This window comes from Luteimonas arsenica, from assembly GCF_004352825.1.
GTDB classification, from domain to species: domain Bacteria; phylum Pseudomonadota; class Gammaproteobacteria; order Xanthomonadales; family Xanthomonadaceae; genus Luteimonas; species Luteimonas arsenica.
On record NZ_SJRW01000002.1, the window covers coordinates 1,116,577 to 1,137,519 of the forward strand.

Sequence of the window (20,943 nt, forward strand, 5' to 3'; positions counted from 1 at the left end):
GGTTACGGGCGGCCGGGCTCGGGCACCAGTGCGCGCTGCCTGCAGCGGGCCCTGTCTTCGCTATCTCTCGGCCAGGATGCTGCCGCCGGCGTAGTGGCCACGCTGGTACAGGAAGGCATCGATCTCGCCCACCGTGTTTGGCTCGTAGACGGTCTTGACCGGAGTGGCCGCGCCGGTGCTCGGGTTCACGTAGTACTCCGTGGGCGGCCGGGTGGTGTCGCTGCCCAGCTTGCCGGGATCACCTTCGTAGCCGTCGATGACCTTTTGGAGGTTGTTGTTCAGGTCTTCCAGCGTGCCCCGGGGGAGGCCGTTGATCCAGTCCACGAAGGCCTCGCCATCTTCCGGCTTGTCGAGGTCGTAGCCCTTGTGCGTCGCGTACTCCTGCAGCAGCAGCATCGAACTGTAGCCATCGCCGCTGAAGTCGGAGAGCACCTCGGCGGCGTCGGCATCGAAGCCCATCGATGCCAGGAAGCCGCGGCTGGCATCCTCCAGTTCGCCCTCCGCGGCCTTCGCGCGGTGGACGTTGAGTCCGAAGCTGGCCGCGGCGGCGATCAGGCCGATGCCCACGCCCACCGGGCCGGCCCAGGAGCTGGTGCCGAGCAGCGCGAGCGCGCCGCCGCCCACGCCGGCAAGGCCGATGCCGGCCTGCGCCAGGTCGCCCTCGGACAGGCTGTCGGCCACGCCCACCAGGCCAAGCCCGATGCCGACGCCGCCAAGCACCTTGCCCAGCGTGCTGCTGGCCGAGAAGCGGCTCCACGGGCTGGACTCGGGAATCGCGCCCAGGCCGGTGGCGAGGTCGCCAGTGGCGACCGCCAGGCCTGCGGAATCGGCCAGCACCCTGACACCGGACTCCAGCGAGGGATCGTCGATGAGGCCGGTCGTGGATCCCCACAGCGACGCCACGCCCGCCGCCACGCCGATGCCGCGGAACACCTGGCCCAGCGGCTGCGTGCGATCGAAGGCATCGAGTTTGTCGAGGCTGTCGTTGAGCTGGCGCAGCCGGGTGTCGACATCGGCCTGCGACAGGGTTTCCCCGTTCTGCGGCAGGATGCGCTGCAGTTCGTTCACCGCCGCGTCGAGGTCGCCGAGCTGCGATGGATCCAGGCCCAGTGCGGTGGCGATCGCGGGATTGCGCAGGGTGGATATCTGCGAACGCGCGTTGGCCAGGGCCTCGGGATCGGCGGGATCGATATTGGCCAGCGTGCCCAGCACGTTGTTCTGTACATGGGCGGAGGCGAGCGCCTTGACCACCTTCTGGCCGCTGTTGCCCAGCTTCAGGGCGTCGGCGAAGCCCACCATTTCCGGCAGGTCGAGGCCCTGGATGGCTTCGGGATCGGTGCTGGCGGCGGTGGCGATGGCGTAGCCCGTCTCCGGGTCCTCGAGCAGCGACTTGATGCGCGCGCTGGCGTCGTCGCCGTACGCGTCCTTGATGCCCGGGGGAAGGTCGCGCAGCGCATCGATCTGCTGCAGCAGCGCCCCGCCGTGCTCCGCGACCTCGCCCTGCAGCCGGTCGTGCTCCTCCTGCCAGCCGGGATTGGCCTCGGCGTAGTCCTCGATCGCCTGCTGCAGCATCTCCGGAGACGCGCCGGCACCCAGGTTCTGCAGCATCCAGTTGAGTTCGGAGGTGTGTTCGGAGTACGCCTCGATGGCGGGCTCCACCTTCTTCTCCACGTAGTCATCGAGCGCCTTGTCGATGTTGCCGGTGAACATGTCGAGCTCGTGCTCGCCGAAGCGCGTTTCGACCATGTCGGCCATGTGCAGGTACAGGGGCAGGCCGATGCCTTCGTCGCGCAGCGGCGCCATCAGCGATTCATTCGCCGGGCCGGTGGCGTCGAACATCACGTCGGCGATGCGGGTCAGCAGGGTGTCGCCCTGGCGCGTGCCGGCCACGCGGTCGGCCACGGTGGCCAGCGAGGCCAGTGCCGCTTCGCCCTCGGCGCTGTGGACGGTGCCCGGGAAGAAGCCGATGTCGTCCATGCGTCCGGCGATCGGCTCCAGTGCCTGGTCGACGATGGCCGCTGCGGCTTCGGGGTCGAGGTCCGCGGTCATCTGCTCCAGGCGCGCGGTCGCTTCCTTGATCGCGTCGAACTGCTCGCGGTCGCTGAGGTCGTCGAAGCCCTCCAGCGCATTTTCCACGTAGTCCGTGGCGGCGCTGGAGCGGGTCGGGATGCCGGCTTCGCGCAGCAGCTGGTCGCTGCGTCCGGGCAGGGATTCCGGAGTGATGCCGGCATCGCCGATGCCGCCCACGCCGTCGACGTAGTCCTGCACCGTCTGGTAGGCCTCCAACCGCTCCGCCGGGGTGGCGCCTTCCAGCGTGACGCCGCGGGTGACGGTGGTGTTTGCGTGGAGCGCCTGGTCAACGGCCGCCACGACTTCGGAATCGAAGCGCGTGGGAATCCCGGCCCGTTCCAGGGTTCCTATCGCGTTGCCTTCCAGGGTGGCGGCGTCGATGCCGGTGAAGTCGCCGCCGCTGGCGACGGCGTCGTAGTACGCCTGGACTTCCTGGTAGGCCTGGGTGAGTTCCTTCTGCCCGATATCGGGGTCGACCACCTTGTTGACCGCCGCCTCCACGTCCTTGTTGACGCCTTCGGGAACCTTGGCCTTCTCGGCCGCGGGGGGCGGCGGTGGCGGCGGTGGCGGCGGTGGGGGAGGCGGGATCCTGGGAAGGATGTCGACCGGACGGTTCATGCGGTGGTCCCGGAAACGTGTCTGCGACCATGATCGTGGCGCGCGGGCGGTGTGCCAATCTGGGGTTCGCCCCACCGGCGACGCTGTCCATGGCGGGGGAGCGGTTGCTAGGCTGGGCCGCCACCGGAATGCGGACGAGCGACATGAACAGGCGGGAATTCATCACGAACGCCGCAGCTGCAGGTTTGTTGCTGCCACTTGCAGGCGGCTTCGGTGGCCACGCGTTCGCGGCATCGCGCAGCCGCCTGTTGCCGGTTCCGCTGCGCAAGGGCGACACGGTGGCCCTGGTCAGCCCTTCGTCGGCCACCGACGAACGCATCAATCTGCAGCTCGCACGGGAAGTCATGGAGGCGCTCGGCTTCAAGGTGAAGACCGGCGCGCACTACGGATCGCGCTACGGCCATCTCGCCGGCACCGACGCCGAGCGTGCGGGGGACATCAACACCGCCTTTGCCGACCCGGAGGTCCGGGCCGTGATCGCCCTGCGTGGCGGATCCGGCGCGGCGCGTCTGTTGCCGCTGCTCGACTACGAGGCCATCCGCGCCAACCCCAAGGCCCTGCTGGGCTACTCGGATATCACCGCGCTGCACTGCGCGATCCACGCGCAGACGGGCCTGGTCACCTTCCACGGTCCCAATGGCACCGGCAGCTGGAACCGCTTCAACGCCGACCAGTTTCGCCGCATCTTCTTCGAACGCGAACTGGTGGAATACCGCAACCTGGTCGAAGCCGGCGACGAACTGGTGGCGCGTCGCAACCGCACGCTCACCATCACCGGCGGTCGCGCACGGGGCGAACTGGTGGGCGGCAACCTCGCGGTGCTCAGCGCGCTGGCGGGCTCGCCCTACCTTCCGGACTTCCGCGGCAGGATCCTGTTCCTGGAGGACGTGTCCGAGGCGCCGTACCGCGTCGACCGCATGCTCACCACGCTCAAGCTGATGGGCGCGCTGGACGGCATCGCCGGCTTCATCTTCGGCGAGTGCACCGACTGCGATCCGGGCGACGGCTACGGCTCGCTCACCCTCGACCAGATCTTCGACGACCACATCCGGCCGCTGGGCGTGCCCGCCTACAGCGGCGCGATGATCGGCCACATCCGACAGCAGTTCATCGTGCCGGTGGGCGGCCGGGTGGAGATGGATGCCGACGCCGGCAGCTTCCGGCTGCTGGAGCCGGTGTTCCAGGCGGGGTAGGGCGCTACCTGCGCAGCAGGGCGCTTACTCGCTGTCCTCCGTGGCAGCCGCAGGCATGGGCAGGGTCGGGTCGATGTCGCCGTCCAGCGTCCAGGCGACATCGCGGCCTTCGGCGTCGCGGGCGAGGTGGAAATGCGCGGGAATGCCGGGCCCGAAGGTACCGCGCTCCCGGGTCGCGTCGCTGCCTGGCGGATCGAAGGGAATGATGTACAGGCGACTGGCGTCGATCACGCGGCGTGCCTTCTCGCCGCCGAGGTCGCCGACATCGGCGATGCGGCCGCCGCGTCCCAGCAGCGGCTGCTCGAACCTCAGCAGCAGGTCGACCCGGGCCTGCGGCCGTCCCGGCAGGACGAGGGTGCCCCCGGTGACCAGCAGGTCGGGCCAGGTCTCGCCGTTCTCCGGAAGCTCCTCGTAGGCCGCGTGCGGCAGGCCCGCGTGCGCGCCGGTGGCGATGGCGTCCAGCGCGGCGGCCAGCGCCAGGAAGTTGAGCTTGCGCAGGCGCTGCTTCTGCACGTCGCCCTCGATGCCGCCGGATTCGATCAGGATCGTGGACACGCCGGCCTTCGCGGTGAGGTCGCCGAAGGCGCGCGGATTGAAGGTGTCGTCCCACTTCGCGATGTGGCCGGCGATCCGGGGCTCGAGCGCGGCGCGGATCGCCACCGCCACTTCGATGGCGCGTGCGCGGCTGGCGTCCACCTCGCGCGCCTCGTTGAAGGCGGGGGCGAGCAGGGCGATGGCGGTGCCGCGGTCGGAATCGCCGGCGCGGTAGCCGACGTGCTGGTCGTGCAGGTTGAAGCCGAAGGCCGGCCGCACGCGCTCGCGCAGTCCGTGCAGGGCGCGGCCTTCCGGCGTGGCCAGGGCACGGGCGTCGCGGTTGACGTCGACGCCCTGGGCGTTGCGGCGCTGGAAGCGCGCCGCGCCGTCGGGGTTCACGATCGGCATGAAGTGCAGGGTGGTGCCGCTGCGCAGGCGCCGGACCAGCGGGTCGTCGGGGTGTTCGCCCAGGAAGCGCAGCAGGTCGGCCAGCGCCATCGATGCCGTGCTCTCGTCGCCGTGCATCTGCGACCACAGCAGCACGCGCGTGTCGCCTTCGCCCCAGGCCACATGGCGCAGCGGCCGGCCTTCGACGCTGCTGCCGATGGTTTCCACCGTGAAGCCGCGCTTGCGGGTCGCCAGCGGCAGGGCGATGTCCCACCACGCCTCCGGCTGGAACCGGCGGTCATCCAGGCCGTCGACGCGGAGGCCGGCGTCATACAGTGCCTCGAGCCCGTCCAGCCAGTCCGGCGGTGGTGGCGTCGCGGTCGCGGCGGTGGCCGGCAGCATCGACAGCGAAAGCAGGAGGATCAGGGCAAGGCGCATCGCAAGGCTCCAGGTGCGGGCGGGGCTGTAGCATGGCCCCCATGTCGATCATCCTCACCGATTTCGCCCGCGCCCGCCTGTTCCCCCGGGAACCGCGCCGCAACACCATCCAGGACTGCACGCCGGAGCAGTTCGAGCGCCATCTCAACGAGGTGCCGCCGCTGAAGGTCCTCGACGGCTATGCGCCGTTCTGCAAGCTGCACGTGCACCGCAACTGGACCTCGACCCGCTGCCTCTCAGTGCCCATCACCGACGCCAACCGCCACCTGCTGCGTTCGGCCTACGAGGCGCGCAGCCGCGAGGAGTTGCCGGTGCTGGTGCGCTGGTTCGAAGGCCTGGAGCCGCCGGTGGCGGAGTACCTTGTGGTCATCCTCTACAGCCGCGAGCAGATGGCGAAGGAGGGCACGCCGGTCGACGCCGACTGGGGCGTGGTCGGCTGCATGTACACCGCCGAGCCCGAGGAAACGCCGATGGCGCCGATCACGATGATGCGCAACGCGCTGGGCGTGGAGGAGGGCGGCTCCGGCGTGCCCATCGACCGCGAGGCCTACCGGCGCAGCGTGGAATTCTGGGACACGCACGCGAACTGGCGGGGTTAGGGACGGATGGCACCTGTATCGATGATCCGGCGCCGGCGCTTCCTGCAGGCCGCGGCGTTCCTCGCGGCCACGCCGCTGGCGGCAGCGCTGCGGGCGGGGCCCGCCGCAGGTCCCGGCATACCGGAGCCTCCGGAGGGCTTCGACGACACCACCACGGCCGAAGCCGCCACCCGTGGGCTCGACCTCGCCGGCCGCACGGTGCTGGTGACCGGCGCCACCTCCGGCATCGGGCGCGAGACCGCGCGCGTGCTCGCGCTTCGCGGCGCGCACGTGATCGGCACCGCACGCAGCCAGGCCGGAGGCGCGGCTGCCGCGGCCGCCATTCCGGGCCGCTTCACGCCGCTGGTCCTGGACCTGGCCGATTTCGATTCCGTGCGTGACGCCGCCGTCCGGGTCCGCGGGCTCGTGCCCCGGCTCGACGCGCTGGTGTGCAATGCCGGCATCGTGCTGGACCGGCTGGAGCAGGTACGAGGCATCGAGAAGACCTTCGTGGTCAATCACCTCGGGCACTTCCTGCTGGTCAATGAACTGCTGCCGCAGGTGCTGGCCGCGCCGTCGGGGCGGGTGGTCGTGCTGGGCAGCGGTGACCACGAGCGCGCGCCCGTCGGCGGTATCCAGTTCGACGACCTGTCGGGCCGCGGCTGGGAGGCGCGCTATGCGCACTCCAAGCTCGCCAACGGCCTGTTCTCGCTCGAACTCGCGCGCCGCCTGCGCGGAACCCGCGCGACTTCGAACTGCGTGACGCCCGGACATACGCGTACCAACATCCTGCGCCACGTGGGGGACGGCTATCGCGCCGACGCGCGCACGGTGGCGGTGGGCGCGGCGACGCCGTGCTACGCGGCGGTGCATCCCGCGATGGCCGGCGTGAGCGGGCACTACCTGCGCGATTTCCGGTCGGCGGAGCAGGGAGCGGTGCAGCGCGACGCCGCCATGGCCCGGCGCCTGTGGGATGTCTCGGAAGCGCTGGTCGGGGACGCCGCCCGCGGCTGAATGCTCAGGGCTGGCCCGGGTGTGACCATCGCCATCGGCTTCGGCTACCGTGGCCTCTGGTCCATCGATGGGAGAGCGGGTGATGCCGACGCAGGCCTGGTCCAGGCGCAAGGTGCTGGCTTCGATGATCGCGGGCGCCGCCTGTGCGGCGATGCCGCCGACGTTCGCTGCCGGGCGCGTGGCGGCTGCCGATGGCACCGGCCTGCTGCTGCGCGACGTGCGCCTGGTCGACGGCAGCGGCGCGCCGGCGCGTGGCGCGGACGTCCTGGTGCGCGGCGACACCATCGAACGGATCGGCCGCCTGTCCCGCGGCGAGGCGCGCGGTCTGCGCGTGGTCGACGGCGGTGGCCGCGTGCTGGCACCGGGCTTCATCGACCTGCACACGCATGGCGATCCGCTGGAGTCCGCGTTCACTCCCTTCCTCGCGATGGGCGTGACCACGGTGCTGTTGGGACAGGATGGCGGCAGTCCCTCGCTGGAGGGTGCTGCGCGCGACGCCAGCAGCCTGGCCGCGTGGATGGACGCGGTCGATGCGGCCACGCCCGACATCAACATCGCCACGCTGTCCGGCCACGGCGCATTGCGCCGCCGCGCCGGCATCGACGATGGCACGCGCAGACCCTCGGACGGACAGCTCGCCAGGCTGCAGTCGGTGCTGGAAGCCGACCTGCGCGCCGGCGCCTTCGGCCTGTCCAGCGGCCTGGAGTACGTGCCGGGGCGCTATGCGGAGCTGCGGGAACTGCGCAGCCTCGGCCCGGTGGTCGCGCGTTTCGACGGCGTGGCGATGAGCCACATGCGCTCGGAGGACGCCGACGATGTGCGCGCGTCCATCCAGGAACTGGTCGAGGCCAGCGGGCCGGCGCGCGCCCACGTCTCGCACCTGAAGATGGTCTACGGCAAGGGCGAGGCCGCCGCCGACGGGCTGCTCGACTTCCTGCGCGGGCTGCGCGGTGACGGCAACTCGCCGACCGCCGACGCCTATCCCTACGAGGCCAGCTACACCGGCGTCGGCATCCTGTTCCCGGAGTGGGCGCTGCCGCCGAACGACTACGCTGCGGTGGCCGCCGCCCGCGGCGATGAACTGCGCGCGCACCTGCAGGCGCGGATGGAGCAGCGCAACGGCCCCGAAGCGCTGCTGTTCGGCACCGGCCGCCACGCCGGCCGGACGCTGGCGCAGGTGGCGGCGGCGGAAGGAAAGCCCTTCGCCGAAGTCCTGGTGGATCTCGGCCCCGGCGGCGGCCAGGCCGCGCACTTCGTGATGGACCGCGCGCTGCAGGACCGCCTGATGCTGGCACCGTTCGTGGCCCTGGGCAGCGACGGCTCGCCCGGCGGCAGCCACCCGCGCGGCGCCGGCACCTTCGCCAGGTGGATCGAGGACTTCGTGGTGCGCCAGCCGCGGGTGTCGCTGGAAGATGCCGTTCGCAAGGCGACCTCGCTCCCGGCTTCGATCCTGGGGCTGCGCGACCGTGGAACGGTCCGCGAGGGGGCGAAGGCCGACCTGGTGCTGTTCGATCCCGGTCGCGTACGCGCCCGCGCCGACTACGTGAACCCGACGGCGATCGCCGAAGGCTTCGACCTGGTACTGGTCAACGGGCGGCCTGCGTACGAGGCCGGTGAGCCGGCCGGGCGGGACGGGCGCCTGCTGCGGCGGCGTTGACCGGCCACCGCGGGTCGGCCGCGTCGGGGGCACTCAGGGTTTTCCCCTGGATGCGTTCCCGGGCATGACCGCTAGAGTCCCGATGCAAGTCCCCAGTCCACGAGGTTCCGCCGAAATGAAGAAGTCCGCCGCGCTGCTGTTCCTGCTGTCGTGCATCGTCCTGTCCGGCTGCGCGGCCACGGTCAAGCGTCCGACCGCCGGCGCCGCGCCACTGGCGATCCCCGCGGTGGCGACCACGCGCATCCAGCTGCACGTCAAGGGAACACCCGAGATGACCGCGTCGGACGACTGGACGTTCTTCCGCACGCAGTGGCGCACGGCGATGGCCGAAGCCGCTGCGGCCGAGGGCCGCGAGTTCGTCTGGCTCGACAGCCTGCCGTCGAGCTTCGACGGGCCCGGCACGCTGGTGGTCGTGACCGTCACGGATTACCGCTACGTGTCCACCGGCGCACGCTACGGCCTGGGCGTGATGACGGGCAACGCGCGGGCAGAGGCGGAGGCCACGTTCCACGTCCTGCCGGAGCAGCGACTGGCCGGCACGCGCGAATACTCGACCTCGTCCACGGCCTGGCAGGGCATCTTCTCGGCGATGACGCCGAAGCAGCTGGCCGCGATTGCCGCACAGATGATCCGCGACATCGACGCGCGGGACTGACCGCCGCCGGCCGCATGCGCTAAGGTCCGGTTTCCGCATTCCCCTGGTCGACACGCCCATGCGCATCCTCGCCTTCGCCGCCCTCACCGCTGTTGCCGCGTTCGCCCACGCCGGCGGCCCCGCGTCCTATGGCGCCCCGTTCAGCGAAGGCCCGGTGATGCCGGTGTCCGAAGCGATCGCCAGCTTCGACGAGGTCGCGGGACAGCCCCGGCGCTTCAGCGGCCGCATCGCCGAGGTCTGCCAGGCCAAAGGCTGCTGGCTGATGCTGGAGGACGACGGCCAGGTGGCGCGGGTGATGTTCGGCAAGCACGATTTCTTCATCCCGAAGGACAGCACCGGCCGCGCCGTGGTGCACGGCGTGCTGGAGCGCAAGGCGCTGACGCCGGAGCAGGTCGAGCACCTGAGTGGCGACAGCGGCAAGGGCATCGCGGCGGAGCCGGTGGAGTACCGGATCGTCGCCGACGGAGTGCTCGTCGCGGGCTGAGATCCGGCGGCCCCGGGGGCGCTCCGATGGCCGGGCACGGCGGTGTTTGGCCTGGCTCCTGTGATAATGTCGTTCATTACTTGACGGACCGGAAGCAAGGGGGTGCTTCCGGCTACATGACAATGGAAGTTCCGGATTGTTCAAGGGGAGGCGCAAGATGGTCACACTGCTTGACCTGATGAGGAAGCTGGCTAGCGACGCGTCGCTCGCTGCCGAGTACGAAAAGGATCCTGCCACGGTGCTGCGGCGCGCCGGCCTGTCCGACCAAGAGCAGAAGGCGATGCTCGACAAGGACTACGCTTCGATCAAGAAATTCACCGGGCTCGCCGACGGCCAGTTCGCGACGAACCATATCGTCAAGGCATTCGAGTAGCCCCGTTCCCGGCTGGCGAACTTCAGACCGTGTTCCGGCTGGTCCGCATCGCGTTGCTGCTGGTGCTTGCATGCGTGGGCGGACCGGTGTCCGCCGACGACGCGCTGGAGGCGAGTGTCGTCGAGATCGAACGACTGGCCACGACGGCGCACTGGCGCGAAGCAGATCGCAGGATCGACGACCTTTCGTCGCGTCACGACGAATTGTCCCCGGAGCAGCGCCACCGGATCGAGTTCGTGCGCCTGCGCAACCTGGGACTGGCGGGCAGAGAGTCCGCCGCGCTGCCGGCTTTCTCGCGGCTGCTGCAGCAGGACATGTCGCCGGCATTGCGGCTGCGCGTTTACACCACTGCGATCAGCGTCGCCGCCAATGTCGAGGACTGGCCGCTGGCTTTCAGCTGGCTGAGCGAGGCCCTGGGGCACCTTCCCGATGAACCCGAGGCGGCGCCGGGGCTGCTGGGCGCGGCCAGTTACCTGCATACCCTGGTGGGGGAAACCGGCAAGGCGCGGGATCTGGCGCAGCAGGCGCTCGAAGCGGTCGAGTCCAGTGGCGACCCGCGGGCGCGTTGCCTGGCCCTGGCCGACCTGGCGATGGCCGAGGACCATGCGGGGAACTTCAAGGAAGCCGAGACCTGGCGGCGGCACCAGATCGAGGCCTGCGAGGCTGCAGGCGACCTCGTCTTCGTGGCCAACGGCAAGTATGGCGTGGGCAAGATGGTCGCTGCCCAGGGGCGGCACGCCGAGGCGCTGGACTGGTCGCGCCAGGCGTTGTCGGAATTCGAGGCCGCGGGCTTCAGCGCCGGCGCGTGGAGCGCCACGCTGGAAATCGCGGGCAACCTGATCGCGCTCGATCGTGATCTTGACCGCGCGGAAAGCCTGCTCGACGACACGCTGCAGTATTACCGGGCGCAGAATTCCGAACTCGCGGTGGCCGAGACGGAGCGCCTGTATGCCAGGCTTGCCGAGCAGCGTGGTGATCTGGAGGGCGCCCTGTCGCATCTTCAACAGGCGATGGCTGCCCAGGAGGAAGCCGAGCGGGATGCCCGCGAGCGCCGCCTGGCCTACCTGCAGGTCGAGTTCGACACCCGTCTCAAGGAGCAGCAGATCGCGCTGCTCGAGGCCGAGAAGGAACTTGCCGCGCTGCAGGTCACCGCGACCCAGCGCCGGCAGTGGCTGTTGGGCCTGGGCATCGTCGCCCTGCTGGTCACCGCGGTCCTGCTCTCGGGGCTGCTGCGCCATTCGTTCCGCGAGCGCCGCCGCTACCGCTGGCAATCCGAGCGCGACGGGCTGACCGGGCTGTACAACTACCAGCAGATCCGCCTGCTGGGCGAGGACGCCTTCCGGCGCGCGCGCCTGCACGGGAGCCCTTTCACGGTGGTCGTCGCCGACATCGACCTGTTCAAGCAGGTCAACGACCGCTACGGCCACGCCGCGGGCGACGAGGCGCTGCGCTCGCTCGGCGGCTGGATCAGCGAAGTGATGGGGAGCCAGGGCCTGGCCGGGCGCAGCGGCGGCGACGAGTTCACCATCCTGCTTGACGCCGACAATGCGGCGGCCGATGCGCTGCTGCAGCGCCTGCGCAAGCGGGTCGAGCCGATCACCGTGTTCGGGCAGACCTTCGGCTTCAACCTCAGCGCCGGCGTCTGCCAGGACGATGGCCGCATCGACACCCTCGAGCAGTTGATCCACAAGGCCGACCAGGCGCTGTACCGGGCCAAGCACGGCGGCCGCGACCGCGTGGTCTGTGCGAAGGGCGAGGCCGCCGTGGACGCCGCCGCGAACGGTTCGCTGGTGGTGGTCGGCAGCGGCATCCAGTTCGGCCGCCACGTCAGCGAACGCACCCTGTCGGAAATCCGCGAGGCCGAGCAGGTGTTCTGCCTGGTCGATCCCTTCGCCCTGGGCATGATCCACGCGATCCGGCCCGACGCGGTCAACCTCGGCGTGCATTACGCGCCCGGCAAGGACCGGCGCGAGACGTACCGGGAGATCGGCGACGCGATCATGGCCGGGGTCGAGGCCGGCAACCGGGTATGCGCGGTGTTCTACGGCCACCCGGGCGTGTTCGCCGACGTGCCGCACGATGTCATGCGCAGGACGCTGGCGAAGGGTCTGCCGGCGCGCATGGAGCCCGGCATCTCCGCCGAAGCCTGCCTGTACGCCGACCTCGGGCTGGATCCGGGGCAGCGCGGGGTGCAGTCGCTGGAAGCGACGCACTTCCTCATCCACGACCGCCCGCTGGACACGGCCGCGCTGGTGCTGCTGTGGCAGGTGACGCTGGCCGGGGACCTGTCGTGCACGCGCCTGCACGCCGATCCCGACGGGCTTGAGGCGCTGGTGGACAAGCTGCTGCGCTGGTACCCCGCCGACCACGAAGTGATCCTGTACGAAGCCGCGCAGCTGCCGATCGATGCGCCGCGGATCGAGCGCCTGGCCCTGCGCGACCTGCCCACGGCGCACTACGAGGAATACACCACCCTGGCGATCCCGCCGCTGGACACGCCGCGCGCCGAACCCGGCGCGCGCGAGCGGGTGAGGGGCGTTGCCGGCGCGGCCTGAGCCGCGCCCGTCTTCGCCGGCAGGGATTTACCTGGGCTCGATCACCCGCTTGCGCGGCATGCGCTCCTCCCGCATCGCGGCGTGGTAGGCGAACGAGGCGACGATGGCCGCGGCCTGCTTCAGGTCCTCGGGTTCGACGTGGTCCCAGGTGTCCAGGTGGGTGTGGTGGACGTTGGTGAAATAGTCCAGCCGGTCCTGGATGAACTGGAAGCCGGGCAGGCCGACGCGGTCGAAGGCGATGTGGTCGGTGCTGCCGGTGTTGCGGGTGGCCACGGTGGTGGCGCCGACGTCGTGGAAGGGCTCCAGCCAGGCCTTGAAGATCGGGATCGCGGCCAGGTTCTCCTGCGCGTAGATGCCGCGGAAGCGGCCCGAGCCGTTGTCCATGTTGAAGTAGACCGAGAAGCGGTCGTAGTCGCGCTTCTTCTGCAGGGCGCCGGTGGGTTCGCGCAGCGAACCCGGCAGCGCCTTCTGCGCCGGGTCGGTGGGCTCCGGATAAGCCGCGAAGTGGCGGGCGACGTAATCCTGCGAGCCGATCAGGCCCTGTTCCTCGCCGCTCCAGAGCGCCACACGGATGGTGCGCTCCGGGCGCGCGCCCACGGCCTTGAGGATGCGCATGGCCTCCATCATCACCGCCACGCCCGCGGCGTTGTCGGCGGCGCCGGTGCCGGTGTGCCAGGAGTCCATGTGCGCGCCGAGCATGACGATCTCGGCCGCCTTGCGGCCGCGGCCGGGGATCTCGGCCAGGGTGTTGTAGCCGGGCTCGTCGGTGTCGCCGGTGAAGCGGGCGTCCACGTTCACGCGCAGGCGCACGGTCTGCTTCCGCTCCAGCGCGCGCACCAGCGGATTGAAGTGCTCGGCGATCATCGCCAGCTCCGGGATGCCCACCGGTTCGCCGGCCTTGCGCGAACCGCCGCCGGCCACGCGGATGATGCCGTTGTCCCAGCTGCTGATGCTGATGGATGCCAGCGCGCCCTCGGCGATGAAGAATTCGTTGGTGGCCTTGGCCAGTTCGACGCGTTCGCTGTACTCCTTGACCCGCTTGGCGCGGTCGCTGGCGCTGTCCTTCGGGACGGTGAACTCCTGCAGGCCTTCCAGCGAGGTGGCGTCGTGGCGGTGCGAGTCCGGCTCGGTGCCGCGCTTGTACTCGCGCGCCTCGCCCAGCAGCAGGATCTTGCCGCCCAGCTTGCCGCGGTACTTGTCGAGATCGGCCAGCTTCTTGATCTCCACGTGCACCAGTTCGCCCTCCACCGGACCGTCGGTGCCCGGCGTCCAGGCCTTGGGCAGGGCGTGCAGCGGCTGCACGCGCTCGCCGAGCATCTCCACGCTGGCCGAGCTGAACTCCCAGCCGCGGCCGAAGCCGTCGAAGGCTTCGTCGTGGACGTTGGACAGGCCCCATTCGTTGAACTTCGAGCGGGTCCAGGCATTGGCCTCGGCCATCTGCGGGGAGTTGGTCAGGCGCGCGCCGATGTTCTCGGTCAGGTGGCTGAAGGTCGCCATCACCTGCGAGTTGTGGAAGGCCTCCTGGCGGATGCGGCTGACCATGTCCAGGTCGACCGGCTCGCTGGCCAGGCTCAGGCTGCTGGCGCCCAGGCAGAGCAGCATCAGGCAGGGCTTCAACATCGGGACTCCTTCCGCGCCGGGACGTGGCGCTCGAAACCCACGACTCTAGCGACCCCCCGGGGCGGCGGCACCCGCCGTTGGTCACGCTCCGGCTGCCGGTTTGCTACGCTTTGCCTTCGCTCGATGGAATGACCGGCTGGTGCCCTGATGTCCTCACTGCGCGCCGTGCTGGTGCTGCTCCTGATCGTGGCCAGCACGCTGCTGCACGCGGTGCCGCTGCTGCTGGCGGCCCTGTTCAAGGCACTGCTGCCGTCCGCCCGCCTGAGGCGGGCCATCGACAGGGTGCTGGCGGCGCTTGCGGAAAGCTGGATCGGCGCCAACAGCGCGATGATCGACCACTTCACGTCCACGCGCTTCCACGTCGAGGGCGACGGGGAGCTTGTCGCCGACGGCCACTACCTGGTGCTGGCCAACCACCAGAGCTGGGTGGACATCGTGGTGCTGCAAAAGGTGTTCAACCGGCGGATCCCGCTGCTGCGCTTCTTCCTCAAGCGCCAGCTGTTCTGGGTGCCGGTGCTGGGGCTGGCCTGGTGGGCGCTGGATTTTCCCTTCATGGGCCGCTACAGCCGCGCGCAGATCGCGAAGAATCCCGAGCTGGGCCGGCGCGACATGGAGGCCACGCGGCGGGCCTGCGAGAAGTTCCGCGAGATCCCGGTGGCGGTGATGAACTTCGTCGAGGGCACGCGTTTCACGCCGGAGAAGCATGCGCGCCAGGCCTCGCCGTACCGGCATCTGCTCAAACCCAAGTCGGGCGGCGTGGCCTTCGTGATCGACGCCATGGGCGACGCCCTGCATGGCGTGCTGGACGTGACCATCGCCTATCCCGGTGGTCGGCCGACCATGATGGACCTGATGGGCGGGCGCATCCCCGAGGTGCGGGTGCGGGTGCGCCACCACCCGATCCCGACCGAAGTCATGTGTGGCCGCTACCAGGACGACCGCGCGGTGCGCGCGCGCTTCCAGCAGTGGATGAACGGACTGTGGGCGCAGAAGGATGCCGACCTCGGGCGCCTGCTCGGGGAGTGAACGCAGCGACACCGGCGGCCCGACAAGGAACTGCCGCCGGGATGCAGGGACGGGCGCGGTGTCAGAACATCTGCAGGGGGATCCCGCGGGCGTTGCGGTTGGCGTAGTCCTCGCGTACGGCCTGGCAGTATGGGCCCCCCATCTCGAAGCGCCGGCAGACTTCGGGCCGCGATTCGTAGATCGAGCATCCGCCACCGGCCGGGTCCACCGCCACGCACCAGCCGAACTCGTCGCGGGCCATGACGTGCAGCCCGGCGTCTGTGTGCTCGGTGAGGTGGCCGGCGATGCGGTCGCCGGCCTGCAGGACCACGGTCATGCGGCAGCAGACGGCATCGCAGGATGCACAGTGGGGCACGCCGGCCTCGGTGGCGGCTGGCATGGTGGCGGAAGTAGGCATCAATGCGCAGGAAGCGGGAACTGCATCCTAGCCGGTTGCGCGTGAACGCCCCCGTATGGCGGCGCATGGCCTGCCGTTGTGGCTAGAATCGCCAACGCCCTCCGCGTGGAGGGCGCGCGGGGGAAGGGCATGAAGCACTGGATTCGGAACATCGCCGCGGTCCTTGCGGGACTGGTCGTGGGCAGCGTGGTCAACATGGCGATCGTGACCTGGGGGCCTTCGCTGGTGCCGCCGCCAGCGGGCGTGGACGTGACCACCGCCGAAGGACTGGCCGCGGGCATCCACCTGTTCGAACCGAAGCATTTCCTGGCCCCGTTCCTGGCGCATGCGCTGGGCACGCTGGCGGGAGCGTTCGTGGCCTTCGTGGTCGCGGGCAGGCGCAAGGCGGCGTTGGCCTGGGTGATTGGCGCGGTGTTCCTGGCCGGCGGCATCGCCGCAGCCTTCATGATCCCGGCCCCGGCGTGGTTCATCGCCGTCGACCTGCTGTTCGCCTACCTGCCGATGGCGTGGCTGGCGATCCTGGCGGGCAGGCGCGTAACGGGTGGAGCCAGGCTCCCTTCGTCGGGACGATGATCGCCGGGCCCGCACGCCCGCCAGCGAATCAGACGACTTCGACGCGCGCCTCGCCGGCGCGGGTCTCGCCGATCACGGCCGCATCGGCGAAGCCGCCGGCGTGGAAGGCCTCCAGCACTTCGCCCAGCGCCTGCGGCGCGCAGGACACCAGCAGGCCGCCGGAGGTCTGGGGATCGGTGAGCAGGTCGCGGGCGGGTTTGTCGATACCGGCGCCGAGCTCGACGCCGTCGCCGTAGGCGGCCCAGTTGCGCCCCGAGGCGCCGGTGACCACGCCCTCGGCGGCCAGCGCCTGCACGCCCGGCAGCCAGGGCAGGTCGTCGTGGCGCAGGCGCACCGTGAGCTTCGCGCCGCGTGCCAGCTCCAGTGCGTGGCCGAGCAGGCCGAAGCCGGTGACGTCGGTCATCGCGTGCACGTCGGGCAGCGCCGCCAGCGCGGGCCCGGGCCGGTTGAGGCGGGTGGTGGCGTCGATCATCGCGCGGTAGCCGGCGTCGTCGAGCACGCCGCGCTTGAGCGCTGCCGACAGCACGCCCACGCCCAGCGGCTTGCCCAGCACCAGCAGGTCGCCGGCGCGCGCGTCGGCGTTGCGGCGGATGCGGTCGGGGTGGGCGATGCCCATCGCGGCCAGGCCGTAGATCGGCTCGACCGAGTCGATGCTGTGGCCGCCGGCGACGGGAATGCCGGCTTCGGCGCAGGCGTCCTCGCCGCCGCGCAGGATTTCGGCAATCACCTCGTGCGGCAGCACCTTGATCGGCATGCCGACCAGGGCCAGGGCCATGATCGGCGTGCCGCCCATGGCGTAGACGTCGGACAGGGCATTGGTGGCGGCGATGCGGCCGAAGTCGTAGGGATCGTCCACGATCGGCATGAAGAAGTCGGTGGTGGCGATCAGCGCCTGCTCGTCGTTGAGCCGGTACACCGCGGCGTCGTCGGCGGTGTCGTTGCCGACCATCAGCTGCGGCCAGACCGGCGCCGGCGCGGCGCGCTTGAGCAGGTCGGCCAGCACGCCCGGTGCGATCTTGCAGCCGCAGCCGCCGCCGTGCGACAGCGACGTCAGGCGGGGCGTCTGGGGCTGTGCTACGGGCGTGCCGGCGTTTGCGGTCATGCTTCACTCGCTGGTTCGGTGCGTCCGCGCGGCGGCGCGGGAATGGCGGAAGGCAACAGGAGTCGAACCTGCCTGGGAGCGGCTGACGCCCCCAACCGGGTTTGAAGCCCGGCCGCGCCACCGGGCGCGCTTGCCTTCCATGGGTGGCCGCGCCGGCGGGGTGCGCCGCGTGCCGCAGCCAAGCTATCACAAGGATCGCGTGGCGACGGATGCTGTCTGGACCGCAGCGTTTCAGTCGTCGGGCGCGTCTGCCGCCGACGCCGCGCGCAGCGCCTGCAGCCAGGTGCTGTCCTCGCGCAGCAGGTGGCTGTCGCGGACGCGGCGGGTGAGGCCGGTTCGGTCGAAGTGCTCAAGGATCTGGATCGCGCGCTTGCGGCCCAGGCCCGTGGCATCGCGGAAGTTCGCGGCTTCGATCGAGCCCTCGCGCGCGGCGATCGCGCAGGCGAGCGCGGCCGCCTCCTGCATGCGATCGCGATGGTAGAAGAGGTCGCGCACCACCTGGTGGGCGTCGCCCTGCAGGGCGAGCATGCGCAGCAGCCGGCGCACGCGTTCCTCCGGCTGGGCCTCGATCCGGGCGAGGTCGCGCACCCAGGGCGGATCGAAGCCGCCATCATGCAGGCGCACGAGCAGGCGCGAGGCCAGCGCGGCATCGTCGGCATCCATCGTGACGCGGTGCCCGGGCAGGTGCAGCCAGGGGCCCTTGCGCTGCAGCCGGCCTTCCTGCGCGAGTTCGTCCAGCAGCGCCTGCCACAGGGCGGCGGGGGCCGTCGGCAGCGCGATGCGGCGCAGGCGCGTGGCCTCGGGCCCGGGTTCGTCGGGCGAGTCGTGGTGGAAGTCGGCGAGTGCCTGTTCGATGCGCGCGCACAGCGCTTCGCGGTGCAGGTCGGTAATCGCGATGCGCGGCGCGCCGCGCGGGAGCAGCCAGCGTGCGTCGCCAGGCAGTTGCAGCTGCTCTGGCGCCAGGCTGGCCAGGCGCACCAGGGCGGTCTCGTCGACGCCATGGCCGGCATGGCGCAGCAACGCCTGCAGGCCTTCGCCGTCGAGCATGGCGGCGATGCCGTCCAGCCAGGCCAGGCGTTCGGGCGAGCGGCGCTTGCGCGCGGGCGCGTTGGGATCGAGCACGCGCCCGCCGCCGATGGTGCGGCTGGCCTGGGCATCGCGCACGATGAAGCGGTCGCCGGGCGCGGCGCACAGCGGTTCGTCGAAGACCAGCTGCACGCGGCCGCTGCCGCCTGGCGCGATGCCGCCGTCGGCCAGCGGCACGGCGTGCGCCAGGCGGCGCGCGGTGCCGAGGTGCAGGTGCAGCGGCGCCCAGTTGCCGATGGCGGCATCGGCGTCGGGCAGCAGCCGCAGTTCGACGTCGACGTTGCGCGTGGGCAGGAAGGCGCGGACATCGGCGATCCAGTCGCCGCGTCCGATCGCGTCCCTGGCGGTGCCGGCCAGGTTGAGCGCGCAGCGTTCGCCGGCGCGGGCGTCCGGGCTGGGCCGGTTCTGCGCGTGGATCGAACGCACGCGCACCGGCTTGCCGGCGGGCGCCAGCTCCAGCCGCGCATTCTCGTCGCCGGCCGAGGTGCGGCCGGCGAAGACGGTGCCGGTGACCATGGTGCCGCGGCCGGCAAGGGTGAACACGCGGTCGACCGCGAGGCGGAACAGGCCGTCGGCATTGCGCGCGGGCGCGGCCAGGGCCTGCTCCTGCAGGTGCTGGCGCAGCGCCTCCACGCCGGGATCGCCGTCGGCGCTGGCGTTGACGGCGAAGGCCGGCGCGCCGGCCAGCGGGCCATCGGCCAGCAGGGCTGCGACTTCGGCGCGCACCGCGTCGATCCGCGCGGGCTCGACGCGGTCGGCCTTGGTGATCGCCACCGCGCCGCGTCCGACGCCGAGCAGGCCGAGGATCGCCAGGTGCTCGCGCGTCTGCGGCATCACGCCGTCGTCGGCGGCCACCACCAGCAGTCCGAAGTCGATGCCGCAGGCACCCGCGGCCATGGTGTGCACCAGCTTCTCGTGGCCGGGCACGTCGACGTAGCCCAGCACGCCGCCATCGGGCAGCGGTGCATAGGCATAGCCGAGTTCGATCGAGATGCCGCGCGCCTTTTCTTCCTTCAGGCGGTCGGTCTCGACCCCGGTGAGCGCGCGCACCAGGGTGGTCTTGCCGTGGTCGATGTGGCCGGCGGTGCCGACGATCACGCGCGCAGTGCCTTCAGCTGGGTGGCGAAGTCGGCTTCGTCGGCTTCTTCCAGGCAGCGCAGGTCGAGCCACAGCGCGTCGTCGGCGATGCGGCCGATCACGGGGCGCGGCAGATCGCGCAGTGCCTTTGCCAGTCGCTCGAGTGCGCGGCCGCGGCTGCCTTTGCCCTTGAAATGCAGCATCAGGCCCCAGCTCGGCAGCGCCTCGACCGGCATCGCGCCGCTGCCGATCTGGCTGGCCATGGGCGCCGTGGCGATGGCCCAGGCTTCGCCCAGCGCGTCCTGCAGCGGCGGGGCCAGGCGCTGCGCCTGCGCCTGCATCGCCGCCTGCGGGCGCAGCAGCAGGCGCAGGGTGGTGAGGCGTTCGGGCAACTGCTCCGGCGCGCGGTACAGCGCCAGCACCGGTTCCAGCGCGGCCAGGGTCAGCTTGCCCACGCGCAGGGCGCGCTTGAGCGGGTTCCTGCGGATCTTCGCGATGAGGTCCGCGCGGCCGACGATCAGTCCCGCCTGCGGGCCGCCGAGCAGCTTGTCGCCGCTGAAGGTGACCAGGTCGGCGCCGGCTTCGATGGTTTCGCGGACGGTGGGCTCGTGCGGCAGGCCCCAGCGCGCGGGATCGATCAGCGAACCGCTGCCCAGGTCCACGCCCAGCGGCAGGCCGTGCCCGCGCGCGATCGCCGAAAGCGCCGGCGCATCGACGCTGCTGGTGAAGCCGGAGATCGCGTAGTTGCTGCAGTGGACCTTCATCAGCATCGCGCTGCGCGCGCCGATGGCGCCTGTGTAGTCTGCGGCGTGGGTGCGGTTGGTGGTGCCGACCTCGACCAGCTTCGCGCCGGCGCGCTTCATGATGTCGGGGATGCGGAAGGCGCCGCCGATCTCCACCAGTTCGCCGCGCGAGACCAGCACTTCGCGGCGGTTGGCCAGCGAGTTGAGCATCAGCAGCACGGCGGCGGCGTTGTTGTTGACCACGGTCGCGGCTTCGGCGCCGGTCAGTTCGCACAGCAGGCCTTCGACCAGGTCGTCGCGGTCGCCGCGGCCGCCGCGTTCGAGGTCGTATTCCAGCGCGACCGGCGAGGTGAGCGCCTGCATCACCGACTGCAGCGCCGCGTCCGGCAGCAGCGCACGGCCGAGGTTGGTGTGCAGCACGGTGCCGGTGAGGTTGAACACGCTGCGCAGCCGCGGCTGCGAGGCCTTGTGCAGTGCTTCGGCCACGGCTTCGGCCACGGCCTCGGCGCGGAGTCCGTCGCGTGCCAGCGTGCCGGCCAGCGCCGCTTCGCGCAGGGCATCGAGTCGCGTGCGCAGGGCCGCGGTGACCTGCGTCGTTCCGTACTCCGCGCGCAGGGCGGCCAGCGCGTCGTCACGAAGCAGGCGGTCCAGCGACGGAATGTCGCCCGCCAACGCCGGTTCCTGTCGTGCAGCCGCGTGATCTGCCGTCGTCACTTTCATTCCCCCTCGCCGTTCCGGGCGCGTGAACGCCCTTGCGTGGGGC

General features: G+C 71.0%; 17 protein-coding genes and 1 tRNA gene. 10 read left to right on the top strand and 8 right to left on the bottom strand.

Annotated features, from left to right (window positions below):
* Positions 1-60: 60 nt before the first annotated feature.
* Positions 61-2,688 (bottom strand): hypothetical protein, encoded by a 2,628-nt coding sequence (locus E2170_RS12760; protein WP_133000989.1) that lies wholly within the window; start codon positions 2,686-2,688, stop codon positions 61-63.
* Between the two features lie 188 nt (positions 2,689-2,876).
* On the opposite strand from E2170_RS12760, the gene E2170_RS12765 reads away from it, so the two are divergent.
* A complete protein-coding gene (locus tag E2170_RS12765) occupies positions 2,877-3,881 on the top strand; it encodes a S66 peptidase family protein (RefSeq protein ID WP_243708165.1) in 1,005 nt (334 codons plus the stop codon).
* Between the two features lie 24 nt (positions 3,882-3,905).
* On the opposite strand, the gene E2170_RS12770 is transcribed toward E2170_RS12765, so the two are convergent.
* Positions 3,906-5,240, bottom strand: a complete 1,335-nt coding sequence (locus E2170_RS12770; RefSeq protein ID WP_133000991.1) for a M14 family zinc carboxypeptidase — start codon at positions 5,238-5,240, stop codon at positions 3,906-3,908.
* A 41-nt stretch (positions 5,241-5,281) separates the two neighbouring features.
* On the opposite strand from E2170_RS12770, the gene E2170_RS12775 reads away from it, so the two are divergent.
* The 7 genes from E2170_RS12775 (at position 5,282) to E2170_RS12805 (ending at position 12,556) form a co-directional block, all read left to right on the top strand.
* The gene (locus E2170_RS12775) at positions 5,282-5,839 is read left to right on the top strand and encodes a DUF3228 family protein (protein ID WP_133000992.1); all 558 of its coding nucleotides are present in this window, start codon (positions 5,282-5,284) and stop codon (positions 5,837-5,839) included.
* Between the two features lie 6 nt (positions 5,840-5,845).
* On the top strand, positions 5,846-6,832 hold the full coding sequence (locus tag E2170_RS12780; RefSeq protein WP_133000993.1) for an SDR family NAD(P)-dependent oxidoreductase: 987 nt from the start codon (positions 5,846-5,848) through the stop codon (positions 6,830-6,832).
* 82 nt (positions 6,833-6,914) lie between these two features.
* On the top strand, positions 6,915-8,489 hold the full coding sequence (locus E2170_RS12785) for an N-acyl-D-amino-acid deacylase family protein (protein WP_165942232.1): 1,575 nt from the start codon (positions 6,915-6,917) through the stop codon (positions 8,487-8,489).
* 115 nt (positions 8,490-8,604) lie between these two features.
* Positions 8,605-9,144 carry a hypothetical protein gene (locus tag E2170_RS12790; protein WP_133000995.1) on the top strand — a complete coding sequence of 180 codons (540 nt, stop codon included), beginning with the start codon at positions 8,605-8,607 and terminating at the stop codon, positions 9,142-9,144.
* Positions 9,145-9,202: 58 nt separating this feature from the next.
* On the top strand, positions 9,203-9,628 hold the full coding sequence (locus E2170_RS12795) for a DUF4920 domain-containing protein (protein ID WP_133000996.1): 426 nt from the start codon (positions 9,203-9,205) through the stop codon (positions 9,626-9,628).
* 157 nt (positions 9,629-9,785) lie between these two features.
* Positions 9,786-10,001 (top strand): hypothetical protein, encoded by a 216-nt coding sequence (locus tag E2170_RS12800; protein WP_133000997.1) that lies wholly within the window; start codon positions 9,786-9,788, stop codon positions 9,999-10,001.
* A 29-nt stretch (positions 10,002-10,030) separates the two neighbouring features.
* A complete protein-coding gene (locus E2170_RS12805) occupies positions 10,031-12,556 on the top strand; it encodes a diguanylate cyclase (RefSeq protein ID WP_207914977.1) in 2,526 nt (841 codons plus the stop codon).
* Between the two features lie 27 nt (positions 12,557-12,583).
* Here E2170_RS12805 and E2170_RS12810 read toward each other — a convergent pair whose 3' ends face one another.
* Positions 12,584-14,176 (bottom strand): M28 family metallopeptidase, encoded by a 1,593-nt coding sequence (locus E2170_RS12810; protein WP_133000998.1) that lies wholly within the window; start codon positions 14,174-14,176, stop codon positions 12,584-12,586.
* Positions 14,177-14,323: 147 nt separating this feature from the next.
* Here E2170_RS12810 and E2170_RS12815 point away from each other — a divergent pair, with 147 nt between their 5' ends.
* Positions 14,324-15,202 carry an acyltransferase gene (locus tag E2170_RS12815; RefSeq protein WP_133000999.1) on the top strand — a complete coding sequence of 293 codons (879 nt, stop codon included), beginning with the start codon at positions 14,324-14,326 and terminating at the stop codon, positions 15,200-15,202.
* A 61-nt stretch (positions 15,203-15,263) separates the two neighbouring features.
* Here E2170_RS12815 and E2170_RS12820 read toward each other — a convergent pair whose 3' ends face one another.
* Positions 15,264-15,599, bottom strand: a complete 336-nt coding sequence (locus tag E2170_RS12820) for a YkgJ family cysteine cluster protein (RefSeq protein ID WP_425477866.1) — start codon at positions 15,597-15,599, stop codon at positions 15,264-15,266.
* A gap of 129 nt (positions 15,600-15,728) precedes the next feature.
* On the opposite strand from E2170_RS12820, the gene E2170_RS12825 reads away from it, so the two are divergent.
* On the top strand, positions 15,729-16,172 hold the full coding sequence (locus tag E2170_RS12825; RefSeq protein WP_133001000.1) for a hypothetical protein: 444 nt from the start codon (positions 15,729-15,731) through the stop codon (positions 16,170-16,172).
* Between the two features lie 28 nt (positions 16,173-16,200).
* Here E2170_RS12825 and selD read toward each other — a convergent pair whose 3' ends face one another.
* From selD to selA, 4 genes are all read right to left on the bottom strand, one after another.
* Positions 16,201-17,274 carry a selenide, water dikinase SelD gene (selD, locus tag E2170_RS12830; protein WP_133001001.1) on the bottom strand — a complete coding sequence of 358 codons (1,074 nt, stop codon included), beginning with the start codon at positions 17,272-17,274 and terminating at the stop codon, positions 16,201-16,203.
* A 43-nt stretch (positions 17,275-17,317) separates the two neighbouring features.
* A tRNA-Sec gene (locus tag E2170_RS12835) sits at positions 17,318-17,413 on the bottom strand.
* Positions 17,414-17,505: 92 nt separating this feature from the next.
* On the bottom strand, positions 17,506-19,458 hold the full coding sequence (gene selB, locus E2170_RS12840) for a selenocysteine-specific translation elongation factor (RefSeq protein WP_133001002.1): 1,953 nt from the start codon (positions 19,456-19,458) through the stop codon (positions 17,506-17,508).
* Positions 19,455-20,900 carry an L-seryl-tRNA(Sec) selenium transferase gene (gene selA, locus E2170_RS12845; protein ID WP_133001003.1) on the bottom strand — a complete coding sequence of 482 codons (1,446 nt, stop codon included), beginning with the start codon at positions 20,898-20,900 and terminating at the stop codon, positions 19,455-19,457. The genes selB and selA overlap by 4 nt, the downstream gene beginning before the upstream one ends.
* Between the last annotated feature and the right edge of the window lie 43 nt (positions 20,901-20,943).

Excerpts from the sequence above, each read along its gene's own strand:
- E2170_RS12760 (WP_133000989.1), bottom strand. The coding sequence starts at position 2,688 with ATGAACCGTCCGGTCGACATCCTTCCCAGGATCCCGCCTCCCCCACCG.
- E2170_RS12770 (WP_133000991.1), bottom strand. The coding sequence starts at position 5,240 with ATGCGCCTTGCCCTGATCCTCCTGCTTTCGCTGTCGATGCTGCCGGCC.
- E2170_RS12775 (WP_133000992.1), top strand. The coding sequence starts at position 5,282 with ATGTCGATCATCCTCACCGATTTCGCCCGCGCCCGCCTGTTCCCCCGG.
- E2170_RS12780 (WP_133000993.1), top strand. The coding sequence starts at position 5,846 with ATGGCACCTGTATCGATGATCCGGCGCCGGCGCTTCCTGCAGGCCGCG.
- E2170_RS12785 (WP_165942232.1), top strand. The coding sequence starts at position 6,915 with ATGCCGACGCAGGCCTGGTCCAGGCGCAAGGTGCTGGCTTCGATGATC.
- E2170_RS12790 (WP_133000995.1), top strand. The coding sequence starts at position 8,605 with ATGAAGAAGTCCGCCGCGCTGCTGTTCCTGCTGTCGTGCATCGTCCTG.
- E2170_RS12795 (WP_133000996.1), top strand. The coding sequence starts at position 9,203 with ATGCGCATCCTCGCCTTCGCCGCCCTCACCGCTGTTGCCGCGTTCGCC.
- E2170_RS12800 (WP_133000997.1), top strand. The coding sequence starts at position 9,786 with ATGGTCACACTGCTTGACCTGATGAGGAAGCTGGCTAGCGACGCGTCG.
- E2170_RS12810 (WP_133000998.1), bottom strand. The coding sequence starts at position 14,176 with ATGTTGAAGCCCTGCCTGATGCTGCTCTGCCTGGGCGCCAGCAGCCTG.
- E2170_RS12815 (WP_133000999.1), top strand. The coding sequence starts at position 14,324 with ATGTCCTCACTGCGCGCCGTGCTGGTGCTGCTCCTGATCGTGGCCAGC.
- E2170_RS12820 (WP_425477866.1), bottom strand. The coding sequence starts at position 15,599 with ATGCCTACTTCCGCCACCATGCCAGCCGCCACCGAGGCCGGCGTGCCC.
- E2170_RS12825 (WP_133001000.1), top strand. The coding sequence starts at position 15,729 with ATGAAGCACTGGATTCGGAACATCGCCGCGGTCCTTGCGGGACTGGTC.
- selD (WP_133001001.1), bottom strand. The coding sequence starts at position 17,274 with ATGACCGCAAACGCCGGCACGCCCGTAGCACAGCCCCAGACGCCCCGC.
- selA (WP_133001003.1), bottom strand. The coding sequence starts at position 20,900 with ATGAAAGTGACGACGGCAGATCACGCGGCTGCACGACAGGAACCGGCG.